The sequence below is a fragment of the Pseudomonas sp. GW821-FHT07B01 genome, assembly GCF_059419065.1.
Genome location: NZ_JBWKRA010000010.1, coordinates 148,044 through 168,101, shown reverse-complemented (window position 1 = coordinate 168,101; position 20,058 = coordinate 148,044). Strand labels below are relative to the sequence as shown.

19 protein-coding genes and 1 other RNA gene are annotated in these 20,058 nt (G+C 58.5%); 17 read left to right on the top strand and 3 right to left on the bottom strand.

Annotated features, from left to right (window positions below):
• Window positions 1-33: 33 nt before the first annotated feature.
• An RNA gene (rnpB, locus tag AC07S6_RS13765) (RNase P RNA component class A) lies at window positions 34-387 on the bottom strand.
• A gap of 96 nt (window positions 388-483) precedes the next feature.
• On the bottom strand, window positions 484-1,389 hold the full coding sequence (rsmI, locus tag AC07S6_RS13760; RefSeq protein ID WP_020301255.1) for a 16S rRNA (cytidine(1402)-2'-O)-methyltransferase: 906 nt from the start codon (window positions 1,387-1,389) through the stop codon (window positions 484-486).
• Window positions 1,390-1,565: 176 nt separating this feature from the next.
• Here rsmI and AC07S6_RS13755 point away from each other — a divergent pair, with 176 nt between their 5' ends.
• From AC07S6_RS13755 to AC07S6_RS13740, 4 genes are all read left to right on the top strand, one after another.
• Window positions 1,566-3,377 (top strand): penicillin-binding protein activator, encoded by a 1,812-nt coding sequence (locus tag AC07S6_RS13755; protein WP_495112484.1) that lies wholly within the window; start codon window positions 1,566-1,568, stop codon window positions 3,375-3,377.
• On the top strand, window positions 3,377-3,748 hold the full coding sequence (locus tag AC07S6_RS13750; protein WP_495112483.1) for a YraN family protein: 372 nt from the start codon (window positions 3,377-3,379) through the stop codon (window positions 3,746-3,748). Before AC07S6_RS13755 ends, AC07S6_RS13750 begins: the two co-directional genes overlap by 1 nt.
• Before the next feature lie 93 nt (window positions 3,749-3,841).
• Entirely contained in the window at window positions 3,842-4,435 is a 594-nt protein-coding gene (locus tag AC07S6_RS13745; protein WP_007904374.1) for a phosphoheptose isomerase, read from the top strand.
• Window positions 4,432-5,013: a BON domain-containing protein gene (locus AC07S6_RS13740; protein WP_003188655.1), complete on the top strand. Its 582-nt coding sequence runs from the start codon at window positions 4,432-4,434 to the stop codon at window positions 5,011-5,013. Before AC07S6_RS13745 ends, AC07S6_RS13740 begins: the two co-directional genes overlap by 4 nt.
• Window positions 5,014-5,219: 206 nt before the next feature.
• Here the strand turns inward: AC07S6_RS13740 and AC07S6_RS13735 are convergent, their stop codons facing one another.
• Window positions 5,220-5,990 carry a YiaD family glycine zipper/OmpA-like lipoprotein gene (locus tag AC07S6_RS13735; RefSeq protein ID WP_019816951.1) on the bottom strand — a complete coding sequence of 257 codons (771 nt, stop codon included), beginning with the start codon at window positions 5,988-5,990 and terminating at the stop codon, window positions 5,220-5,222.
• Between the two features lie 502 nt (window positions 5,991-6,492).
• Between AC07S6_RS13735 and AC07S6_RS13730 the strand changes: the two genes are divergently transcribed.
• From AC07S6_RS13730 to AC07S6_RS13670, 13 genes are all read left to right on the top strand, one after another.
• Window positions 6,493-7,899 (top strand): pyridoxal phosphate-dependent decarboxylase family protein, encoded by a 1,407-nt coding sequence (locus AC07S6_RS13730; protein WP_197880162.1) that lies wholly within the window; start codon window positions 6,493-6,495, stop codon window positions 7,897-7,899.
• Between the two features lie 49 nt (window positions 7,900-7,948).
• Window positions 7,949-9,160 carry an MFS transporter gene (locus tag AC07S6_RS13725; RefSeq protein WP_197880161.1) on the top strand — a complete coding sequence of 404 codons (1,212 nt, stop codon included), beginning with the start codon at window positions 7,949-7,951 and terminating at the stop codon, window positions 9,158-9,160.
• A gap of 182 nt (window positions 9,161-9,342) precedes the next feature.
• Complete coding sequence (locus AC07S6_RS13720; protein ID WP_232103880.1) at window positions 9,343-10,089, top strand: methyltransferase domain-containing protein; 747 nt, start codon at window positions 9,343-9,345, stop codon at window positions 10,087-10,089.
• A gap of 13 nt (window positions 10,090-10,102) precedes the next feature.
• Window positions 10,103-11,020: a class I SAM-dependent methyltransferase gene (locus tag AC07S6_RS13715; protein WP_495112482.1), complete on the top strand. Its 918-nt coding sequence runs from the start codon at window positions 10,103-10,105 to the stop codon at window positions 11,018-11,020.
• The gene (locus AC07S6_RS13710) at window positions 11,017-12,159 is read left to right on the top strand and encodes a site-2 protease family protein (RefSeq protein WP_197880160.1); all 1,143 of its coding nucleotides are present in this window, start codon (window positions 11,017-11,019) and stop codon (window positions 12,157-12,159) included. Before AC07S6_RS13715 ends, AC07S6_RS13710 begins: the two co-directional genes overlap by 4 nt.
• A gap of 10 nt (window positions 12,160-12,169) precedes the next feature.
• On the top strand, window positions 12,170-12,319 hold the full coding sequence (gene tglA, locus AC07S6_RS13705) for a 3-thiaglutamate biosynthesis pearlin carrier peptide TglA (RefSeq protein WP_197880159.1): 150 nt from the start codon (window positions 12,170-12,172) through the stop codon (window positions 12,317-12,319).
• 65 nt (window positions 12,320-12,384) lie between these two features.
• Complete coding sequence (gene tglH / locus AC07S6_RS13700; protein ID WP_197880158.1) at window positions 12,385-13,299, top strand: peptidyl (S)-2-mercaptoglycine synthase subunit TglH; 915 nt, start codon at window positions 12,385-12,387, stop codon at window positions 13,297-13,299.
• Complete coding sequence (gene tglI / locus AC07S6_RS13695) at window positions 13,289-14,080, top strand: peptidyl (S)-2-mercaptoglycine synthase subunit TglI (RefSeq protein ID WP_495112481.1); 792 nt, start codon at window positions 13,289-13,291, stop codon at window positions 14,078-14,080. Before tglH ends, tglI begins: the two co-directional genes overlap by 11 nt.
• A 3-nt stretch (window positions 14,081-14,083) precedes the next feature.
• Window positions 14,084-16,534 (top strand): lantibiotic dehydratase, encoded by a 2,451-nt coding sequence (locus AC07S6_RS13690; RefSeq protein ID WP_495112480.1) that lies wholly within the window; start codon window positions 14,084-14,086, stop codon window positions 16,532-16,534.
• A gap of 90 nt (window positions 16,535-16,624) precedes the next feature.
• Window positions 16,625-17,215 (top strand): paraquat-inducible protein A, encoded by a 591-nt coding sequence (locus AC07S6_RS13685; protein ID WP_014716964.1) that lies wholly within the window; start codon window positions 16,625-16,627, stop codon window positions 17,213-17,215.
• Window positions 17,212-17,856: a paraquat-inducible protein A gene (locus tag AC07S6_RS13680; protein WP_014716963.1), complete on the top strand. Its 645-nt coding sequence runs from the start codon at window positions 17,212-17,214 to the stop codon at window positions 17,854-17,856. Before AC07S6_RS13685 ends, AC07S6_RS13680 begins: the two co-directional genes overlap by 4 nt.
• A complete protein-coding gene (locus tag AC07S6_RS13675; RefSeq protein WP_014716962.1) occupies window positions 17,837-19,486 on the top strand; it encodes a PqiB family protein in 1,650 nt (549 codons plus the stop codon). Before AC07S6_RS13680 ends, AC07S6_RS13675 begins: the two co-directional genes overlap by 20 nt.
• Before the next feature lie 14 nt (window positions 19,487-19,500).
• On the top strand, window positions 19,501-20,058 hold the full coding sequence (locus AC07S6_RS13670; RefSeq protein WP_019816952.1) for a PqiC family protein: 558 nt from the start codon (window positions 19,501-19,503) through the stop codon (window positions 20,056-20,058).

Here is a 20,058-nt window from a genome sequence, read left to right as displayed (position 1 = left end):
TTTGCGCACGAGATTCGAACGCAAGGAAAAAAGGTGGAGAGTCGATCTGTAAGCCGGGTTCTGTCTTGAACAGTCATTCGTCTACGATGGCCATCACTGGACATCTTTAGCAACCTACCCGGTCCCAGCGCGGGCCACGCCTTGGGACCCTATTTGGTCTTGCTCCAAGTGGGGTTTACCTAGCCACGAACTGTTGCCAGTCGTGCGGTGCGCTCTTACCGCACCTTTTCACCCTTACCGGCACCGAAGTGCTTAGGCGGTTATTTTCTGTGGCACTTTCCGTAGGCTCACGCCTCCCAGGCATTACCTGGCACTTCGCCCTATGGAGCCCGGACTTTCCTCCCCCCCCTAATTTTCATAGAGGGCAGCGACTGTCCAATCGACTCTCCGCCGCGCAGGTTAACGGCACGGCGGCTTGAGGACAAGTATTAAAAGTGCGGCATTGCCATCACGTTCAGACGAACTACAGATTTGCCCCTGGAACTATTCGGCCTTCTGCTTATCGAGCGCGACCTGATACAACACGTTCTTGCGCACGCCGGTAATTTCCGCTGCCAGGGCGGCGGCGCGCTTGAGTGGCATTTCCTTGAGCAACAAATCGAGGACGCGCATGGCCTCGCTGCCCACCGCATCTTCATTCTCCGGCGCGGTCCAGCCTGCTACCAGCACCACACATTCACCACGTTGTTGATTGCTGTCGCCCTCGACAAACGCTCGCAGCTCCTCCAGCGGCAGCCCCTTGAGGGTTTCGAAGGTCTTGGTCAACTCTCGGGCCAGCAAAGCCAGGCGCTCACCGCCGAACACCAGCTCCATGTCTTGCAGGCATTCCAGGATGCGATGCGGCGCCTCATAGAAGATCAAGGTGCGCGGTTCTTCTTTAAGCGCCTGCAGACGCGCCCGACGCCCTACGGCCTTGGCGGGCAGGAAGCCTTCGAAGATAAAGCGGTCCGAGGGCAACCCGGCAGCCGATAATGCAGCAATCAGCGCGCAGGCTCCCGGAACAGGCACTACATTGATACCAGCGGCACGGGCCTGGCGGACCAGGTGGTAACCAGGATCGGAAATCAGGGGCGTGCCCGCGTCGGAAATCAGCGCGACGTCATCACCCGCCAAAAGACGTGTGATAAAGCGGCTACCCTCTTCACGTTCATTGTGTTCGTGGCAGGCCGCTAATGGCGTGCTGATACCAAAATGCTGCATCAACCGCTGGGAGTGCCGCGTGTCTTCTGCCGCGATCAATTTCACCTCGCGCAACACTTTCAGCGCCCGGGCACTGATGTCGTCCAGGTTGCCAATGGGCGTCGCCACCACAAAAAGCGAGCCAGCAGTGGAATTCAAAGGACCTGGAGCAGTCAAAGCGCACACCTCGATGGTTGGCAAAAGCCACATTGTAGCGCGTAGACGCCTTGAAAATATGCCATCACGGCCGATGCCGTTTCAGCCACCGCTAGCTAAACACAACATTTGCACGACCTAAATCCACGGTTTAACGCCATGAACATCGCGCCTGGGCCAGTGCTTGGGTACACTTCCACGCTAATTTGATCGGTATCAGGAACACTTACATGATCGCTTGCCTGCGGCTGCTCTCCGCCCTCTGCCTCGCTGCCTTGCTGGCTGCTTGCGCCAGTTCGCCCTCCTCCAGTCTTGGCGAACTGCCACGCACGCCCGACGCCAGTATCGAGCAACTGCTCGAACAGGCGACGAACGCCAAGACGCCAGAAAAAGCCGCGTTGCTGCGCCTGAGCGCGGCGGACCTGGCTTACCAGCAGAACAACCCTGGCCGCTCCTCGCAGATCCTTGCGCAAGTGCCCCTGGACGCCCTGAAGCCAGCCGCGCAGGTATTTGCCAGCACCCTGGCCGCAGAACTGGCCATGGGGCGCAACCAGCCCAAGGCAGCCTTGGCAGCGCTGAACCACCCCAGCCTGCAAAGCCTGAAGGAACTGCCGACCGACCAGCAGATCCGCACCGGTACCGTACATGCACGTGCCTATGAAGCCGATGGCCAGACCCTCGCCGCCGCTCGCGAGCGGGTGTCCATGGCGCCCCTGCTGACGGGTGAGGCTGCCAACAGCAACCACGAGGCCATCTGGGTATTGATTGCCGCGCTGCCAGCCGAACAGCTGCAAGCCACTGGCAACCCGACACTCGATGGGTGGATCACCCTGGCCCAGGCGGTCAAGGGCGCCGGTACGCTGGAGCAACAACAAGCCGCCATCGACACCTGGCGCGCACAGAACCCGGGCCACCCGGCGGCTGTGCAACTGCCAGCGCCGCTGACCAAACTCAAGGAACTGGCCAGCCAGCCCCTGAACAAGATCGCCCTGCTGCTGCCGCAGGAAGGCCCGCTGGCGACTGTGGGCAAAGCGCTGCGCGAAGGCTTCATGGCGGCTCACTACCAGGCTGAACAAGCCGGGCAGAAGCCACCGGTCATCGAGTTCTATGACAGCTCGCGCCTGGGCTCCCTCGACGACTTCTACGCCAAGGCCCAGGCCGCCGGCGTGCAACTGGTCGTCGGCCCGCTGGAAAAACCGCTGGTCAAGCAACTCAGCGCACGCCCGCAGTTGCCGATCACCACCCTCGCCCTGAACTACAGCGAGACCGATCAAGGCCCGGCGCAGTTGTTCCAGTTCGGCCTGGCCGCTGAAGACGAAGCCCGCGAAGTGTCGCGCCGTGCCCGCGCCGATGGCCTGCATCGCGCCGCCGCCATGGTGCCCCGTGGCGAGTGGGGTGAGCGTGTCTACAAGGCGTTCCGCCAGGATTGGGAAGCCAATGGCGGCACCGTCATGGGCGTTGAATATGTCGACCAACCTGTGGCCCTGGCCCAGCAGATCGCCGATCTGTTCCAACTGCGCAAGAGCGAAGGCCGCGCCAAGAGCCTGCAAAGCACAGTCGGTACCGACGTCGCCGCCCAGCCTTCGCGTCGCCAGGACATCGAGTTCATCTTCCTGGCCGTCACGCCGCAACTGGCCCAGCAGATCAAGCCGACCCTGAACTTCCAATACGCCGGCGATGTGCCGGTATACGCAACCTCCCACGTGTACAGCGCCAGCGGTGATCGTAACCAGTACCTGGACATGACCAACGTGATGTTCTGCGAAACCCCTTGGCTGCTTAATACCACCGACCCACTGCGCAACCAGGTCGCCGCGCAATGGCCGCAAGCCAATGGCAGCCTGGGCCGCCTCTACGCGATGGGCGTCGATGCCTACCGCCTGGCGCCACGCCTGGGCCAGCTCAAGGCACTGCCGGACACCCGTGTCGACGGCCTCTCGGGCAACCTGGGTATCAGCGCCAACCAGCGCGTTGATCGCCAGATGCCGTGGGCGAAGTTCGTCGGCGGCGAAATTCAGCGCCTGCCCGATACCCCACGCTGATGCCCGAGCGGTCCAGCGCACAAAGCGGCAAGGATGCCGAACTGCATGCACTCAACTACCTGCAACAACAGGGTCTGCGCCTTCTGGCGCAGAACTGGTTATGTAGACGCGGCGAGCTTGATCTGGTCATGCTTGACGGCGATACAGTAGTATTCGTCGAAGTCCGCTACAGAAAACACGCACAATGGGGTGGCGCGCTCGCCAGTATCGACGGGCGCAAGCGTCAAAAGCTGATACTCGCTGCGCAGTTTTTTCTGCAAAAAGAGCATCGCTGGGCTGACTGCCCCTGCCGTTTCGATGTGGTTGCCATGGAAAGCACCCCGTCAGGCACAGCTGATCTGACCTGGCTCAAAAATGCCTTCGACAGCTGATTCGCCGGGCACCTTCACCACTCATTTTTGCTCTTTGCTTTGCGGGCTGCACATTACCTGTGCCAAACAGCCGCGCTACTTAAGGTCACACAGATGGACATGCAATCCCGAATTCGCCAGCTTTTCCAGGCCAGCATCGACACCAAGCAACAGGCGATGGACGTACTTGCACCGCACATCGAGCAAGCCAGCCAGGTGATGGTCAATGCCTTGCTCAACGAAGGCAAAATGCTTTCGTGCGGCAATGGCGGTTCGGCTGGCGATGCCCAGCATTTTTCCTCCGAGCTGCTCAACCGTTTCGAACGTGAGCGCCCGAGCCTGCCGGCTATTGCCTTGACCACCGACTCGTCGACGATCACCTCGATTGCCAACGACTACAGCTACAACGAAATCTTCTCCAAGCAAATCCGCGCCCTCGGCCAGCCGGGCGATGTATTGCTGGCGATTTCCACCAGCGGCAACTCGGCAAATATTATTCAAGCGATCCAGGCCGCACATGATCGCGAAATGATTGTCGTAGCCTTGACCGGTCGCGACGGCGGCGGCATGGCTTCGCTGCTGCTGCCTGAGGACGTGGAGATTCGCGTCCCGGCCAATGTCACTGCACGTATCCAAGAAGTTCATCTGCTGGCGATCCACTGCCTGTGCGATCTGATCGACAGCCAACTGTTCGGGAGTGAAGAATGACCGTTAATCGCCTCAGTCTTTTGGCCATCACGCTGTGCGTCGCCATCAGCGGCTGCAGCTCGGCTATCACCGCTACACGGGACACCCCTATCCAGGATGACCGGGGCACACGCACCTTCGGCAGCACCATTGATGATTCGCTGATCGAAACCAAGGTCAAGGTCAACGTTGCCAAGGCGGCTACCGACCTGGGCAACGGGGCCTCGCGCATCGTGGTGACCAGCTTCAACGGTGTGGTCCTGCTGGCAGGCCAAACCCCGCGCGCCGACCTCAAGGCCCAGGCCGAGCAAGCCGCCGCCGGCGTGCAACGCGTCAAGAAGGTCCACAACGAACTGCAGGTCATGGACCCGATCACTCTGCTGGCCATCAGCAACGATGCGCTGCTGACCACCAAAATCAAGGCCCAGATGCTGACCGACAGTGCAGTGCCAGGCTCGCGGATCAAGATCGTCACCGATAACGGCATCGTCTACATGATGGGCCTGCTGACCCAGGCAGAAGCCACCCGCGCCGCCAACCTGGTACAGGGCGTGTCGGGCGTACAGAAGATCGTGAAGGTGTTCGAATACATCGACTGATGTAGATCGAAGGTGCCTGATCGTTCCCACGCTCTGCGTGGGAACGCATCCCGTGACGCTCCGCGTCACCGCACACGCTTCAGCTTTTGCGCCAAGAGTAGGACGCGGAGCGTCCGAAGGAGCGGGCATTCCCACGCAGAGCGTGGGAACGATCAAAAAAGGGCGCCGTGCATTGACTGCACGGCGCCCTTTTTAGTGCCCAGGGTTTACTGGTATTGCTGGTACGGGTTGCCCTGGAACTGGTTGTTCTGCTGTGGCGCCTGCTGCTGGCCAGGCTGGCCGTATTGCTGGCCAGGGATCGGGCCGAGGTTGACTTCGACGCGACGGTTCTGGGCACGGCCATTCACGTCGGCGTTGCTGGCAATCGGGTTATCCGGGCCGGCACCGCGTGCGCTCAGGTTGGCCCCGTTGACGCCCTGGGAGGTCAGGTAGTTGGCCACGCTCTGCGCACGGCGCTGGGACAGGTCCATGTTCAGTTGGCGGCTACCGGTGCTGTCGGTATAGCCAACGATCTGGATGGTGTTCTGGTTGAACTGCTTGAGGGAGTTGGCCAAGTTGTTCAGCGGCTGGTAGAAGCTGCTGGAGATCGCGTCCGAGTTGGTGGCGAAGGTAATGTTGCCCGGCATGATCAGCTTGATCTGGTCACCCTGGCGCTGCACTTCCACCCCGGTGTTGGCCATGCTTTCACGCAGTTTTTTCTCTTGCTGGTCGGCGTAGTAGCCATAGCCTGCCGCACCAGCACCCGCAACCACTGCGCCAATCAGCGCGCCCTTGCCACGGTTGTTATGGTCGATGGCCGCACCGGCCAATGCACCAGCCAGCGCACCGAGGCCGCCGTACTTGGCGGTTTTGCTCATGCCGCTCTCGGAACCATTGCTGGCCTGTCCCTGGCTGCCGTCATAAGGGTTAGGTGAAGCGCAGCCAGACAACAGGGCTACGGCGGTAGCGACAACAAGCAGACGACGCGGAGTGAACATGAAGGAAGCTCCTACTTTTGCATTCTGTGATGCAGAGGACATTGGCAATGGACCTGTGCCGAGTTTGGAACGCGACAAGCGGCAAAAATTCCGTGGCTGGCGCCCCAGTAACAATAAAAAGGCCAGCCACTTGCCCAACGCTGCGCCAGCCCCCCGCGTGGTCGGTGATCTGCAGCTAGCCGCGGATATGTTTAAGCATAGCTAACGTTTAGTTCTTAAACTCTGGATCTATCATTTACCTCCGATTCTGCCTCGGATCCGGTGCGTAAACCGGCAAAAAAATATCAACCTTATTGGAAATTTATTCATTTTATTCATAGTGTTAGGAAGTTTTCTCCAAGTACGCCTACGCGCATTTATCGTTATGTTTGCATTGCCTGCCTGCACTGCCAGCAGCTTGAATTCTTAAACGGTTCTGCTATAGATGTCGGGCTTGCGAAGACGTATGGAAATGTCGACGATCCGATCGGATCGCTTTATAAAAAAGTAAAGGAGTACTGGGATGCAGGGTCTCTCCCGTGACGAATCTGCGGTGCCTGAGCTGTTGGCTGAGGTGTGTCGTATTTCGCTGGATTTTCTGGCCGACGCTCGCAATGCAGACGTGGTGAATACTCAGCCCCATCCCCGCGTGATTCAATCCGCTATGCCCGAACAGGGAATTGGCGGGTTAGCCGCCCTGACCAACTATTGGGAAAACTACGGCGCAGCCCACACGCGCAGTACCGGCCCACGCTACTTTGGTTTTGTCACTGGCGGAACCACGCCCGCAGCGTTGGCCGGTGATTGGCTGGTGTCAGTGCTGGACCAGAACGTTGCAACTGAACGCCATTCCGTCGCGGCATTCATTGAAGCCCAGGCACTGAGCTTCCTCGCAGACTTGCTCAGGCTGCCATCCGACACCTTCCATGGCGTACTGACAACAGGCGCTACCGCAGCGAACCTTGTTGGCTTGGCCACCGCCCGCGAATGGTGTGGTGAACAGAACAACGTCAGCATCGCCCGAGATGGCCTTCAAGCCGCCCCTCCCGTAATGGTTTTCTGCGCCTCCCCCCACTCAAGCATCATCAAGGACTTGGGGCTTCTCGGCATAGGCCAGCGTAACTTTATCAACGTCAATTGCCTGCCTGATCGCGAAGTGTTTGATCTGCAAGCGCTGGAACAATCCCTGAGCTCTTGCCCGTCGCCATGTCGAATCGTGGTCGCCAGCGCTGGCACCGTTAATAGTGGCGATTTTGATGACCTGGTTTCGCTGGCCGCGCTATGTAAAAAATATGCCGCATGGCTGCATGTCGATGCTGCGTTCGGTGCCTTTGCCAGGTGCTCGAGTCAGTATGGGCACTTGGTGGAAGGCTTGGAACTGGCGGACTCTATAACGGCCGACGCGCATAAATGGCTTAACGTTCCGTATGACTGCGGTATCGCGTTTACCCGCCATGTCACTCTCCATGAACGAGCCTTTTCGGCTGATGCCCCTTACGTTCCAATGGAAGGGCAATTACCGGCATTCATGAACCGAGGTGTTGAACAGTCTCGACGCTATCGGGCGCTGCCGTTGTGGATGACATTGATGGCCTATGGCAAGGCCGGATACAGGGAGTTGATCGAGCGTCATTGCGGTTATGCCCAGCGAATCGCCACATGGGTTGATGAAAGTCCATGCTTTCAACTTTTATGTGAAGTCAGATTGAATCTGCTGGTGTTTCGTTATTTCAAAGAGGGTTGCTCTGCCAACACCTTGGCTGAACTCAATAGGCAGGTGCTGAACAATCTGAACAGCAGTGGTGAACTGTATATCACCCCTACGACATACCGGGGTGAATATGCGTTGCGTTTATCAATCAGTAATTGGATGACCCAAGAGGAAGATATCAATCGGGTCACTGCCGCGTTACAACGCGCCGCCGATTAATTGCCCGACAGACTTAACCCCACTTTCGATTCCACAAGGAAAGAAGCCAATGTCTTCAAAAGCGTCCGCGAGCCACGCTACTGGCAACGGGCTGTTCGGCCTGTTTTGCCTGGGCAGCTATTTACTCTCCCTGTCGTATGGCACGACGTTTTTATTGGCAATGAAGCTCAGGGAAAGTGGTGGCAGCGAGTCCGACGCCGGAACGATTATCTCGGTTGCAATGCTCAGCACCTTCCTGGCAGTCATCTTCTCAGGCCACTTGACCGACCTGATCGGCGCGCCCAAAGCCATCGCTGCGGGCGCTGTGTTATTGGCAGCGGCGTGCCTGGGCTTCGCAACCGTGCCTGCGTTCGGAGTGGCCCTGTTGGCGAGCGGCTTGATCCTGGGGTTTGGATGGGGCGTGTTCTACACCCTTGGGCCGATCATTGTGGCGATGATCATAGAACCTGCCCGGCGAGTGAAGTATTTTGCCTTGCTGTCAGGCAGCATGATGAGCGGCATAGGCACCGGCCCTTTGGTTGGAAGAGCTGCCGAGGCGCTGGGCCATTCTGTGGAGTCGGCGTTTGTGGTGGCAGCCATCGCCAGCCTGGCTGGGGGGTTGGTGTTTTTCCTGCTCGGGCCGAACATCAAGCAGCAACAAGCGCGACTGGGGCCGGTGACCGTGTGCAAGATCAGCGCCCGTGCGGCGAAGGCAGTACTGGGTTCCAAAGCGGTATTTGCCATCATCATGGTCGGCCTAGGCGGTGCGATCTTCGGCGGACTCTCCAGTTTCCAGACCTCCTACGCCGCTCTCAACCACCTCGACTACTCGCTGTTTTTTCTGGGCTTCATGAGCGCGGCGATCTCCTGTCGACTGTTGGTCGCGGGCTATATTGTCAAGCGCGATCCCTACGTGATGTCCAGCCTGTTAAGTGCGTTGATGGTGGTTTCGGTATTGATGTTCACCTTCTTCGTACACTCATCGGCGGCGTATTTGCTGGCAGCCATTGTGCTGGGGGTAGGGTATGGGCTGACTTACTCGGTGATAAACGGATTGGCAGCCAATGAGGCCCCAACCGGCCAGACCGCGCAATCGTTGGTTTTATTCAGTCTTTCCTACTTTGTCGGCGTGTTCGGATTTCCGTTGTTGGCCGGTAAAGTCATCGTCAACCAAGGCATGTCGACGTTGCTCTATATCATTCTGGTGGTCGCCTTGTGCAACTGGTCGATCACGTTGGCGCGTCTTGTATGGCGACGAACAATGCTCGGCGCGACGGCGTAGCTGCCATCGTTAACGCTGACTGAGTATTGCCGCACCCCGAAGACGGGGCCGGCCATTAACTTTCCTCCTTGCAATCAGAAGTAGCAGGAACAATAAAAAAACGCTCACTTATCGAGCGCGGCACACGCCGCGCTCGCCACTGCGACGCCTCTCAACGTTCTCCAGCATGGATGTGAATGAACATGTCTACCTTGATGAATTCGCCTGCTCTTCCCTATGAAACCGTCGGCGACGGTGTCGAGTCCCGCAATGCTGCCTGGAGTTTTGGCGGCACCACACCGCAGCACTTTGATTCGCATGTATCCAAATCCGTACCCCGATATAAGGACGGGCATGAAATCGTTTTGTCACTCAGCGACTTCTTTGTAAAGAGCGACAGTACCTGTTACGAACTTGGCAGTTCTACCGGCACACTGACACGTCAACTGGCACTGCGTCACGGTGCGTCAACAAAGTGGGTGGGCATTGATGTGGAAGATGCAATGACCTGCCAGGCAAATACACTGCTGAACGCGGCACCGCAGGCCAATGTCAGCTTTGTCACGGATGACATACTCACGTTTGATTATCAAAAAAGCGATTTGATCGTTGCTTATTACACCGTGCAGTTCGTGCACCCGCGTATTCGCCAGGCCCTGTTTGACCGAATCTACGAATCATTGAACTGGGGCGGTGCGTTCATCATGTTTGAAAAAGTACGCGGCCCGGATGCGCGCTTTCAGGACATCCTCAGCAGTCTCTACGTGGACTATAAACGCGACCAGGGTTATAGCGCCGACGAAATACTGGCGAAAACCAGAAGCCTCAAAGGTGTGCTTGAACCCTTCTCCACCGCCGGGAATATCGACTTGCTAAGCCGTTCAGGCTTCAAGGACATCACGACGGTGTTCAAGCACATCTGTTTTGAAGGCTTTTTTTGCATCAAGTGACCAGGATGTCCTCGTGAGCACACCCATAGAACAAACATACTTACAACGCCTGCAAATGCCAGACACTTATCGCGTACACAAAATGGACTGCGAAGTGTGCGACTCCAAACAACACTCGGTGCTACTGCACAGTGTTCGCGGGCCGGATGAGCAGGCGGTCGACTTGCCAGTACTGGGTTGCCAGGAGTGCGGGCATATTTTTCAGCAATACCGTTTTGAGCAATCGTTCTATAACGCTTACTACGACAAGTTTTATCGTCTGAACCTGTTCGGCAATTCGGAACCCGAGCGCGCGTTTTTTCTTGATCAGGTACGCCGCGGGGAGCACCTGTATCGGTACCTCAAAGAGCTACTTCCCGCCGCCGGCAAACTGCTCGACGTCGGTTGCTCCGCTGGCGGGCTGATGATCCCGTTTGCCAAACAGGGCTGGTCGGTCAGAGGCAATGATCCGGACCGGGCCTATGTGGAGTACGGCAAGAAGATCGGCCTGCAGATCGATCTGGTGGGTGCCGAGCACATGAGCCCGAATGGCGACTACAACCTGATCATCATCAATGGATCACTGGAACATGTACATGACGTCAACCAGGTCATGCAATTGTGTCGACAAGCCAGTGCGGACGATGGGTTGTTGTTGATTGAGGGGCGCGCCCTGGGCTATGGCCTTGAACAGGGCTTCCTGACCCATAACCATCGGCGCTACCTCAGCGCCAGTAGTATCGAATACCTGATGTGCAAACATGGCTGGGAACCGATTCGCACCACCCATGAGCCCGTCTGCGGCCCAACGCGACCAGGGGCTGTTTTTGTCCTGGGGCGCGCCAGCCATCAACGCAGCGACAAGCGCCTGGCAGACATCAAGGCCCAGGGCCGCAAAGCACTGGAACAAACCTATCGGCCGCAGTTGCACGCGTGGTGGGCTCAGCCATGAGCAACTCTGCCATTGCGACCAGCAAGGTTGCAGCGCCAGCCCATGCCTGCTTGAGAGATGACCTGGTCGTGACGCCGCCGACAGCCGATAGCGTGGTGCAACGCTACCATCTCTATGACCCCTCTTCAGACCTCGGCTTTGAGCTGGGCAAGGCCGAGTACTGCCTCGCATTGCTATTCGATGGTCAGAGCAGCCACGCGGACATCATGGCCGCAGCTCTTGCACGCCACCGAATGAAGGTCAGCCCCGAGAAACTGATGCAATTCGAACGCAAGCTGCTCAGCCTGAAATTGCTGACCAGCGAGCACACCGCGCACAAGAACGACCTGCGCGACCCGGCCACGGGTATTACCTATGGGCCACTCAAAGAACATTTGCTGATCAACCTGATAAAGGCCAACCCGCAGCCGTTGCTCGATCACCTTTACCGATGGGCACCCTGGTGCTGTGGTGCGCGCTTCAATGTGGTGCTGCTGGTGTTGGCACTGGCAAGCTTTGTATACCTGGGCATGCACTTCGACGCGTTCATGGCTGACGCCGCCACAACCTATGTACACAGCTACCGTTGGTTGATCTGGCACTTCCCGGTCATCGTCACCTCCATTGCCCTGCATGAGCTTGGCCATGCCATGGCATGTCGACACTACGGCGTCAAAGTCACTGACTTCGGGATTGGCATTTACGTGCTACTGGCCACCGGCTGGGTACGCCCGGTGCAAAAGCAGTGGTCGCAATTGCCCCTGAACCAACGGGTTGTCACCATTCTGGCAGGCCCCATGGTCAGCCTGATGTACGCCGGTGCGGGGATCGCCTTGTGGGCGTTGTACCGGGATGCCCAAAGTGTTTTCTCGTCGCTGTTCGTGGTGATGGTCGTCGCGTCGTTTATTTCCCTGATACCGACCCTTCTGCCGATGTTCAATGGCGATACCTACCTGGCAATTATCGAATGCCTGGAGCAACCACGCCTGCGCCAGCGGGCATTCAACTACGTGCGGCGCTCGCGCCGCGCCGCACAAGAGCCGGTCTCTGCGCAGTTGCGCCGGCTCTACTGGAGCACCTTTGTGCTGACCTGCCTGGGCTGGGTCATTGCCTGGTGCTTCACCGCCTTCACTGTAATCCGCCTGTTCAACCACCCCTGAGGAAAGTGCCATGACTCAATCGCCGACCACCCCGATCATCGAAAACGAACTGCACGTCGACAACGCAACCGTTCCCGCTACCCAAGCGACCGAAGAAGCATTGTTCGAGGAGTTCGATCTGGATGACATCGAAGTCATCGAAAGCAAAGTTTTCGCCTGACAGTTTCAGACCTTCCCCGGCGTGCTGCCGGGGAGGCCCCCTTATTTCGCCTGACTGGGCAACCCATGACTCAATTCGTTAAGCCCGACCCGATTGGCGTGGGCATTCAGTACAACCCCGAAATCCTTGACTGGTTTCCCTTCGAGGACATTGAAGTCGATGTCCTGGAAATCCTGCTCGATAACATCATGGCGCCCATGGATGGTCCGCAGATCATCAAGCCGGCGGCCAAGGCGATGATGGAGCGGCTGGCCGAAAAGTTCACGTTGCTGGCGCACTCCAATTACGGCTGCGATTTTGGTTTCAGCCCTTTGGAGCAAACCGCTGCGGTGCAGCGCCATGTGCCCTTGGCGAAAATGTTGAACAGCCCCTGGGTGGCCAATCATTGCTTTTATGGCGACAACTCATGGCTGGATATCTGGAGCAGCCCGCTGCAGTTTTCCAATGCCGAAGTGCTGCGCTGTGCCGAACGGGCCAAGGCGTTGCAAACGCACTACGGGATGCCCCTGGCCCATGAAAACGCCGCCTATTATTTGCAATGCCCTGGCGCTGAAATGCGCGAAGCCGAATTCCTCGCGCGGCTGGTGCAAAAGTCCGGCACCTTTCTGCACCTGGACCTGCACAACATCTACACCAACCACCTGAACCTCAAAAATTTCGACCTGCGCGACTACCTCGATACCTTGCCGCTGGACAAAGTAATCTCGGTGCACCTGGCCGGGGGCAGCTGGCACGAGGGGCTCTATCACGACTGGCACGACGCCAGCGTGCCCGAGCCGGTCTGGGAGCTTTACGAAGAACTGATGTCGCGGGCCCGACCTTCGGCGATCATCCTGGAGTATCAAGGGCAGGCCCACCATGCACTCACCCGAGTCATGGATGCCAATGACGAACACATGATCGTCACTGACGTGCGGCGAGCACAGAAAATCTGGAATCATTACACCCAACCTGCAAGGGAGCTGGCGCATGGATGCTGAGCAGGTCTGGAAGCTCTGGCGACGCTTGCTGCGCGATGAAACCTTGCAGCAGCAGTTGTTCCAGGCGCAGGGAGCAACCCAATGGCTGCAACACTTCCCCGAGGATGAACGCACGATTCTTGAGGCCTATGCCGGCCAGTTCGACCGCGTGAAGTGGTTCGTCGAAAACTACCAATTCCGCCTGGTCAATTCTTTCACCAATGCACTGGAGACTGGCGCCCCGCTGACCTTGCGGGCGCTGATCAACATCGGGTTGGATCTGCCCGCACTGTCCCGTACTTTTTTGCGAGAGCAGGACTGGTTCGACTTTGGACCGAGGGTCTACAGCTATTGCGATGCGGTACTGGTTTTTTTACTGGGACGCCAGGAGCTGGCCGAGTACCCCGAGATCCGCGACCTGATCGAGCTTGAACGCGAGTGTGTGCATCTGTACACCGGGCTGATGGATAACGCCGCTGCTCCGGTACCCGGCTGCTATCAACGTACCGCCCAGGCCCGCCTCCACCAGAGTCGCTTCGCGCTCTCACACTGGCTGCGTGATAAAAGCCAGCTGGGACGCGGGGCTCTGGAACAGACCTGCGAGCACATCCTGGTGTATTTGCCCAATCTTGAGGCCCGCCACAAATTCACGCTCATCAGCCCACATGCAGCCAGCCTTTACACCGAGCTGGAACAGCCACGGCTGCTTGAAGATTTGGCATTGCAAGCGCCACAAAACGGCGCTGACCTCGCGGTGCTTGCCAAGCTGCACCAACTCAACGCGATAAGGATGCCGGCCTGAATCATGCAAAGTTCACACTACTTCTGGCTGCGCTCAACCGGCTTCCCTATTCATCACCTGACCGCACTGGGAGGGTTTTGCGAGCAGCCTGCGTGCGCCGCCTTTGAACAGAAATTTCGCGCCTTGCAAGGGGTCAAGGCCACGCTGCTTGATGCAGGCAATGCCCACTCGCCCCAAGCTTGCCGCAAGCTGATTCGCAAACTCAACGAAGGAATCACGCTGCAGATCGCCGACCTGCCGCAAGCGTTGCGCGCCCCCTTGAGCGCTGCCGTACACGACTGGAATGGCTTGCTTGAGCAAACCGCAACACGCACAGAAGCAGACATGCAATACCAAGCGTATCTGGAACGCACCCGCCAAGGGTTGATCGACTTTCTGGATGACGACGCGGTTGCCGAAGCGCTGTTCATCTCCAACCCGGCCGCATTGACACGCACACGGGAACTGATCCGCGACCGACACGCTAAAAACGATACGCGCAAGAAACAGAAGCTGCGATTGGGCTGGAGCTACGCCCAACGTTTTTGCGCCAAAAACGACACCTCAAGCTTTTTCGGTCCGCTGGCCTGGGGCCGGTTCGATCCCCAGCAAGCAGCGAACATACACGTCACCCACGGTGATACATGGATCAAGGACCGCCAGACGTTTTTCGAAAACTGGGCAGTGCAACGGCTGGTCGATCAAATCAACCAGCAATGCCCGGCCCCCGACTGCATGCCATTGCAACTCAACGCGGGTTGCTACCTGCAAGACCACACCTTGTTCATGCCGATTGGCAAGAAGCAGCACCTGAGCCCGGCAACCGCGCAGGTACTGGCCTACGTCAACGACCCCGGCGAGGGCGAGCCGACACTCCAGGGCTTGTTGAACGCCTGTGCGGATACGCCGCCCGGCAACCTGCGCGACCTGCTGGAACACTTGGTCAGCAAACGCATTGTTCGTCGTGGCTGGCGAATGTCACCGCGTGAACGCCAACCGATAGAACAGATGCAACGCTGGCTGGAAGATGCCCCACTACCTGACGCATTTCGCCAAACTTGGCGATTACGCCTGGAAAAGCTGGAAAACGCACGCCGCGATTATGCTGAGGGCAACCTTGAGCGCCGCACTGAATGCCTCGACACCTTGAACCACCTGCTGACTGAAGCCGGTGTCGACCTCAGTCGAGAAACCGGTGCCATGTATGTGGGTCGCTATCCGGTGTATGAAGACTGCTCGAGAAACATGAATATCAGTCTGGGCCAAGAACTGCTCAAGCAGATAAATGCAGAATTGGCGCCGCTGATGCAAATCCACCAATGGCTCATCAAAGCCATCGGGCATCAGCTCAACCAAGCGTTCATTGAAGTATGGAAGCAGCGTCAAGGCAGTCTGGCGGATACGCCGGTGGACTTTCTCGACCTGCTCAACGCGCTGGCTCCGCTGCTACCGGCGATTGAAGCGCGGATTGTCATCGATCTGGAACAGCGTTTGGAAAAAGCCTGGGCACTGCAACTGGAGTGCCACCCGGACAATCTTGATGTACATCTTTCGGCTGCAGACATCGAGTGCCTGATAAGCCGGCTGGATGCCGAACTGGGCGTCGCCGCCTTCGAGGTGTTTGGCAGTGACTTCCACTCGCCCGACTTTCTACTTTCCAGTGCATCGGTGGATGCCATCAATCGGGGCGATTACGCCATTATCGTGGGTGAAGTGCACCCGGCGGTGCATACCCTCAGCCAACCTGTTGCGGCGCCATTTGGTCCGTTCAATACCCAGGTGAACGCAGAGGTGGAGGCCATTTTCCAGCGTCCGCGCTTGATTCTGGCTGACTCGCCGGAAAGCTACCAACGCTCCCATATCGACTGGCCGTTGCAGCCCTCCTATCGGCAACTGGTATTGCCCTCGGGAGGCGGCTGCGTCGCTGCGCATCAACAGTTTGCAGCCGGCCGGGCAAAAGTGACGCTCGTCGAGGGCCGTTTGCGGGTTATCGATGCCTTGGGCCAATTCAGCGAAGATCTGCTGTGCGTTTATCCAACCCCTCTGCATCGTCTCGGTTTCGCCTTGGCCGGCAGCACTGTGGCCAAACACGATCAGCGTCGTATCTGGCTGGGGCACGCGCTCTACAAGCGGGCTTGCTGGTTGTTCTCAAGCGATCAATTGCCGCCAGTAAAAACCTCCGTTGATGATCTCGACCATACGTTGCACTGGCGCGCCTGGGCGGCTACCCAGGGTTTACCGCGTTATGCATTTATCAAAATTGACACCGAGCCCAAGCCCTTATTCCTCGACTTTGATAATCCCTTGTCACTGGACGGCATCAGTAATGCCTTGCAAAGCGCCGGCCAAGTGAAGTTTTCAGAGATGCGCCCGTGCCCCGAAGAGCTTTGGCTTGAGCAAGCACGAGGTCGATTCTGTTGTGAAATACGTACAACCTTTTCTACCTTTAAGGAGTTGATGCCGAGTAATAGGTAAAACAGTGACAACCGCTGGTAAGCTACGCCAACGCGACTGACTCCCCGGCAACGGCCAACACCGCAGTCAGTCGCATTTGGAGCAGCACATATGGCGAATCAACAGATCATCTGCGAACACTGCGACTGCGTGTACGAGAAAGTCACGCTCGCCAAACATCAAAAAGCCCTGTGTGTGCGTTGTTCTGGCGTGCTGCAGCGCTATAACGGCCTGTCGGTGCAGCAACGCCTCGCCCTGACGGTGACCGCCGCAGTGCTGTGGACCTTTGCGAACTTTTATCCGGTGATGAGCATCAGCCTGCAGGGCTTGAAAAACAGCGCGACGCTCTGGGATTCAGTCGTTGCATTGAGCCTGGGGCCGATTACGTTCATTGCCTTGGTCGCGGCAATTTCCATCATTATCGCGCCGGTGTTTCAGCTGCTATTGCTGATCTGGGTGCTGAGTTTCGCCTTGGCCGGCAGGCGCTCGCCGGCGTTCAAGCTGTGCATGCGCTGGCTCGAAGCACTCCGGCCCTGGAGCATGCTGGAAGTGTGCCTGTTGGGCGCGATGGTCGCGGTGTTCAAGCTGGCCGGCATGCTGGATGTGATCCCAGGCACCGGCCTGTTCGCCTTGGCCGCCCTGAGCCTGTTGCTGATCCGCATTGCCGGGCGCGATGTGCGCGACCTGTGGGACACCGTATGAATTCACCGCCCACCGCCCGCGAGCTGAACCTGTGCCTGTGCCACACCTGCGGCCAGCCCTGCGACATGCGCCTTGAGCCCACCGAGTGCGACCGCTGTGGCGCCGCGTTGCATCGGCGCAAGGTGCAGTCCCTGACCCGAACCTGGGCCTACATGCTCACCGCCCTCGCCTTTTATGTCCCGGCCAATTTATTGCCAGTGATGAACACCACCATGCTCGGCTCGGGCGCAGACAGCACCATCATGAGCGGCGTGCTGGAGTTCTGGCAGCATGGCGCCTGGGACATTGCGCTGATCATTTTCATCGCCAGCATTGCCGTGCCGGGCATCAAGTTCCTGTCGCTGGGGCTGCTGCTGGTCACTGTGCAGCGCAATAGCCAGTGGGCGCGCAAGGAGCGTTCGAAGCTGTTTCGGTTTATCGAACTGATCGGCTATTGGTCGATGCTCGATGTCATCGTGGTCGCCCTGGTGGCCGCACTGGTGAAGTTTCAAGCCCTGGGCACGATAGAACCGCGCCTGGGCATTCTGTTTTTTGGCCTGGTGGTCGTGTTTACGATGCTCGCGGCGATGAGCTTTGATCCCCGGCTAATCTGGGAAAACCCACATAACGAGGAGACCTCGGATGAGCTCATCCAAGGCTGACACCCCTGCGGGGCAACCCGTGATCAAGACGCGTCGTTTCAGTGTCTCGCTGGTCTGGATCGTGCCGATTGTCGCCGTACTGGTGGGGATCTCGCTGGTGATTCACAGCGTCATGCAACAAGGGCCGACCATCGTCCTCAACTTCAAGACCGGCAGCGGGCTGGTTGCCAACAAAACCGAGGTCAAATACCGCAACGTGGTGATCGGCCAAGTAACCGCCGTAGCTCTGAGTGATGACCAGAAAAGCGTCAATGCCACCGTCGAGCTGGTCAAACAGGCCGAAAGCTTCACCCGCGAAGATTCGAAATTCTGGGTGGTGCGCCCGCGCATTGGCGCAGGCGGCGTGTCGGGCATCGACACGTTGTTGTCCGGCGACTACATCGGCGCGGACATCGGCCAGTCCGAGACCCGCGCCAAGCACTTCACCGGTTTGGAAAACCCGCCGCCCATCACTTACGGCGAACCGGGCAAGCGCTTCACGCTGCACACCCAGGCCTTGGGCTCCCTGGATATCGGCTCCCCCGTCTATTACCGCAAGATCCCGGTGGGCCAGGTGGTGGCCTATGAGCTGGACAACGAGGGCAAGGGCGTGAATGTCGAAATCTTCGTGCATGCGCCCAATGATGTGTACATCACCGAGAACACGCGGTTCTGGAATGCCAGCGGCGTCGACTTGAGCGTCGGCGCCAATGGCTTCGCGCTGAAAACCGAATCCTTGTCGTCCATGTTGATGGGCGGAATTGCCTTCCAGGCGCCGCCCTACAACCCCAATGACAAACCGGCCGAAGAAAGTCGCAGCTTTGAATTGTTCGAAGACCAGCAAAGCGCCCTCGCCCCGCCCAACGGCAAGGGGCAATACATGGTCCTGCGCTTCGATCAGGCCCTGCGCGGGCTGAAAGTCGACGCACCGGTGGAGTTCCTCGGCGTCGAGTTCGGCAGGGTTGTATCGATCAACCTGGATTTCGATGCGAAGAAACGCACCTTCCCGGTCAATGTCGGCATCGTGATCTACCCGCAACTGCTCGGCGAGGCCCACACCAAGCTGCTCAAGGCCATGAACAATAACCCTGACGATGAGGCAGCCGGCGTACGCCTGATCGGGACCTTCATCGAAAACGGCCTGCGCGCCCAGGCTCGCAGCGGTAACTTGCTGACCGGCCAGCTCTACATCGCCCTGGATTTCTACCCCAAGGCGGAAAAAGTCGCGTTCGACCCGAACCAGCGCCCCGTGGGCATCCCCACCATCCCGGGCAACCTGGAACAGCTGCAAGAGAAGTTCGAAGGCATCGTCAACAAGATCAGCCAACTGCCTGTCGAGCGTATTGCCGGCAACCTCGACGCCAGCCTGGTCGAACTGCGCAAGGGCCTGGCGCAATTCAACGCCAAGACGCTGCCGGGTGTGCAAACGACCTTGGCCGACGTGAGCAAGACCCTGCAATCGGCCAGTTCAACCCTGGCCGAAGACTCGCCGCAGCGTGAACAACTGACCCAGACCCTCGACGAGTTGGGGCGCATGTCGCGTTCCCTGCGCGAGCTTTCGGATTACCTGGGCCGGCATCCGGAGTCGCTGATTCGCGGCCGCCCCGATAACGCCGCACCGACGGACCTGCAAGGGCCACCCCGCAAATGACCATTGGAGCCGCCATGACATTGCCGTTGAAGATCACGTTACTGAGCGCCCTGCTGTTGCTCGGTGCCTGTCGCAGTGAACCCATCGCTTTTCATACCCTGACCCCGGCGCACTTGAGCCCGAGTACGCGAGCAGAGGCCGGCGGTGTGCGCATTGAGAGCATCAGCGTGCCGCCTCAGGTCGACCGTGCGCAGATCGTGATCCGCCAGGGCGACAGCGGCCTGGCGATTCTTGAAACCCAATGGTGGGCGGCCACCCTCGCCGATGAACTGAGGAGCGCCTTGGTCGATCAATTGGCCAACAGCAATGCCCGGCAAGCCGTGGCTTTGCGCGTAGACGTGCAGCGGTTTGACTCGGTACCGGGGCAGTACGCATTGCTCGATGTGCGCTGGCGCCTGAGGCAAGTCAATGGCGATCGCCCGGCCTTGACCTGCCGCACCACCTTGCAATCACCTGCCGGGCCGAGCATCGACGAGTTGGTGGTGGCGCATCAGAACAACCTCAAGCGTTTCGCGGCGCTGATCAATCAGACCGTCGACACCTCACTCAAAGGCTGCCCGACCACGCCATAA

Coding starts and splice junctions, on each gene's coding strand:
- rsmI (WP_020301255.1), bottom strand. CDS start 1,389: ATGTGGCTTTTGCCAACCATCGAGGTGTGCGCTTTGACTGCTCCAGGT.
- AC07S6_RS13755 (WP_495112484.1), top strand. CDS start 1,566: ATGATCGCTTGCCTGCGGCTGCTCTCCGCCCTCTGCCTCGCTGCCTTG.
- AC07S6_RS13750 (WP_495112483.1), top strand. CDS start 3,377: ATGCCCGAGCGGTCCAGCGCACAAAGCGGCAAGGATGCCGAACTGCAT.
- AC07S6_RS13745 (WP_007904374.1), top strand. CDS start 3,842: ATGGACATGCAATCCCGAATTCGCCAGCTTTTCCAGGCCAGCATCGAC.
- AC07S6_RS13740 (WP_003188655.1), top strand. CDS start 4,432: ATGACCGTTAATCGCCTCAGTCTTTTGGCCATCACGCTGTGCGTCGCC.
- AC07S6_RS13735 (WP_019816951.1), bottom strand. CDS start 5,990: ATGTTCACTCCGCGTCGTCTGCTTGTTGTCGCTACCGCCGTAGCCCTG.
- AC07S6_RS13730 (WP_197880162.1), top strand. CDS start 6,493: ATGCAGGGTCTCTCCCGTGACGAATCTGCGGTGCCTGAGCTGTTGGCT.
- AC07S6_RS13725 (WP_197880161.1), top strand. CDS start 7,949: ATGTCTTCAAAAGCGTCCGCGAGCCACGCTACTGGCAACGGGCTGTTC.
- AC07S6_RS13720 (WP_232103880.1), top strand. CDS start 9,343: ATGTCTACCTTGATGAATTCGCCTGCTCTTCCCTATGAAACCGTCGGC.
- AC07S6_RS13710 (WP_197880160.1), top strand. CDS start 11,017: ATGAGCAACTCTGCCATTGCGACCAGCAAGGTTGCAGCGCCAGCCCAT.
- tglA (WP_197880159.1), top strand. CDS start 12,170: ATGACTCAATCGCCGACCACCCCGATCATCGAAAACGAACTGCACGTC.
- tglH (WP_197880158.1), top strand. CDS start 12,385: ATGACTCAATTCGTTAAGCCCGACCCGATTGGCGTGGGCATTCAGTAC.
- tglI (WP_495112481.1), top strand. CDS start 13,289: ATGGATGCTGAGCAGGTCTGGAAGCTCTGGCGACGCTTGCTGCGCGAT.
- AC07S6_RS13690 (WP_495112480.1), top strand. CDS start 14,084: ATGCAAAGTTCACACTACTTCTGGCTGCGCTCAACCGGCTTCCCTATT.
- AC07S6_RS13685 (WP_014716964.1), top strand. CDS start 16,625: ATGGCGAATCAACAGATCATCTGCGAACACTGCGACTGCGTGTACGAG.
- AC07S6_RS13680 (WP_014716963.1), top strand. CDS start 17,212: ATGAATTCACCGCCCACCGCCCGCGAGCTGAACCTGTGCCTGTGCCAC.
- AC07S6_RS13675 (WP_014716962.1), top strand. CDS start 17,837: ATGAGCTCATCCAAGGCTGACACCCCTGCGGGGCAACCCGTGATCAAG.
- AC07S6_RS13670 (WP_019816952.1), top strand. CDS start 19,501: ATGACATTGCCGTTGAAGATCACGTTACTGAGCGCCCTGCTGTTGCTC.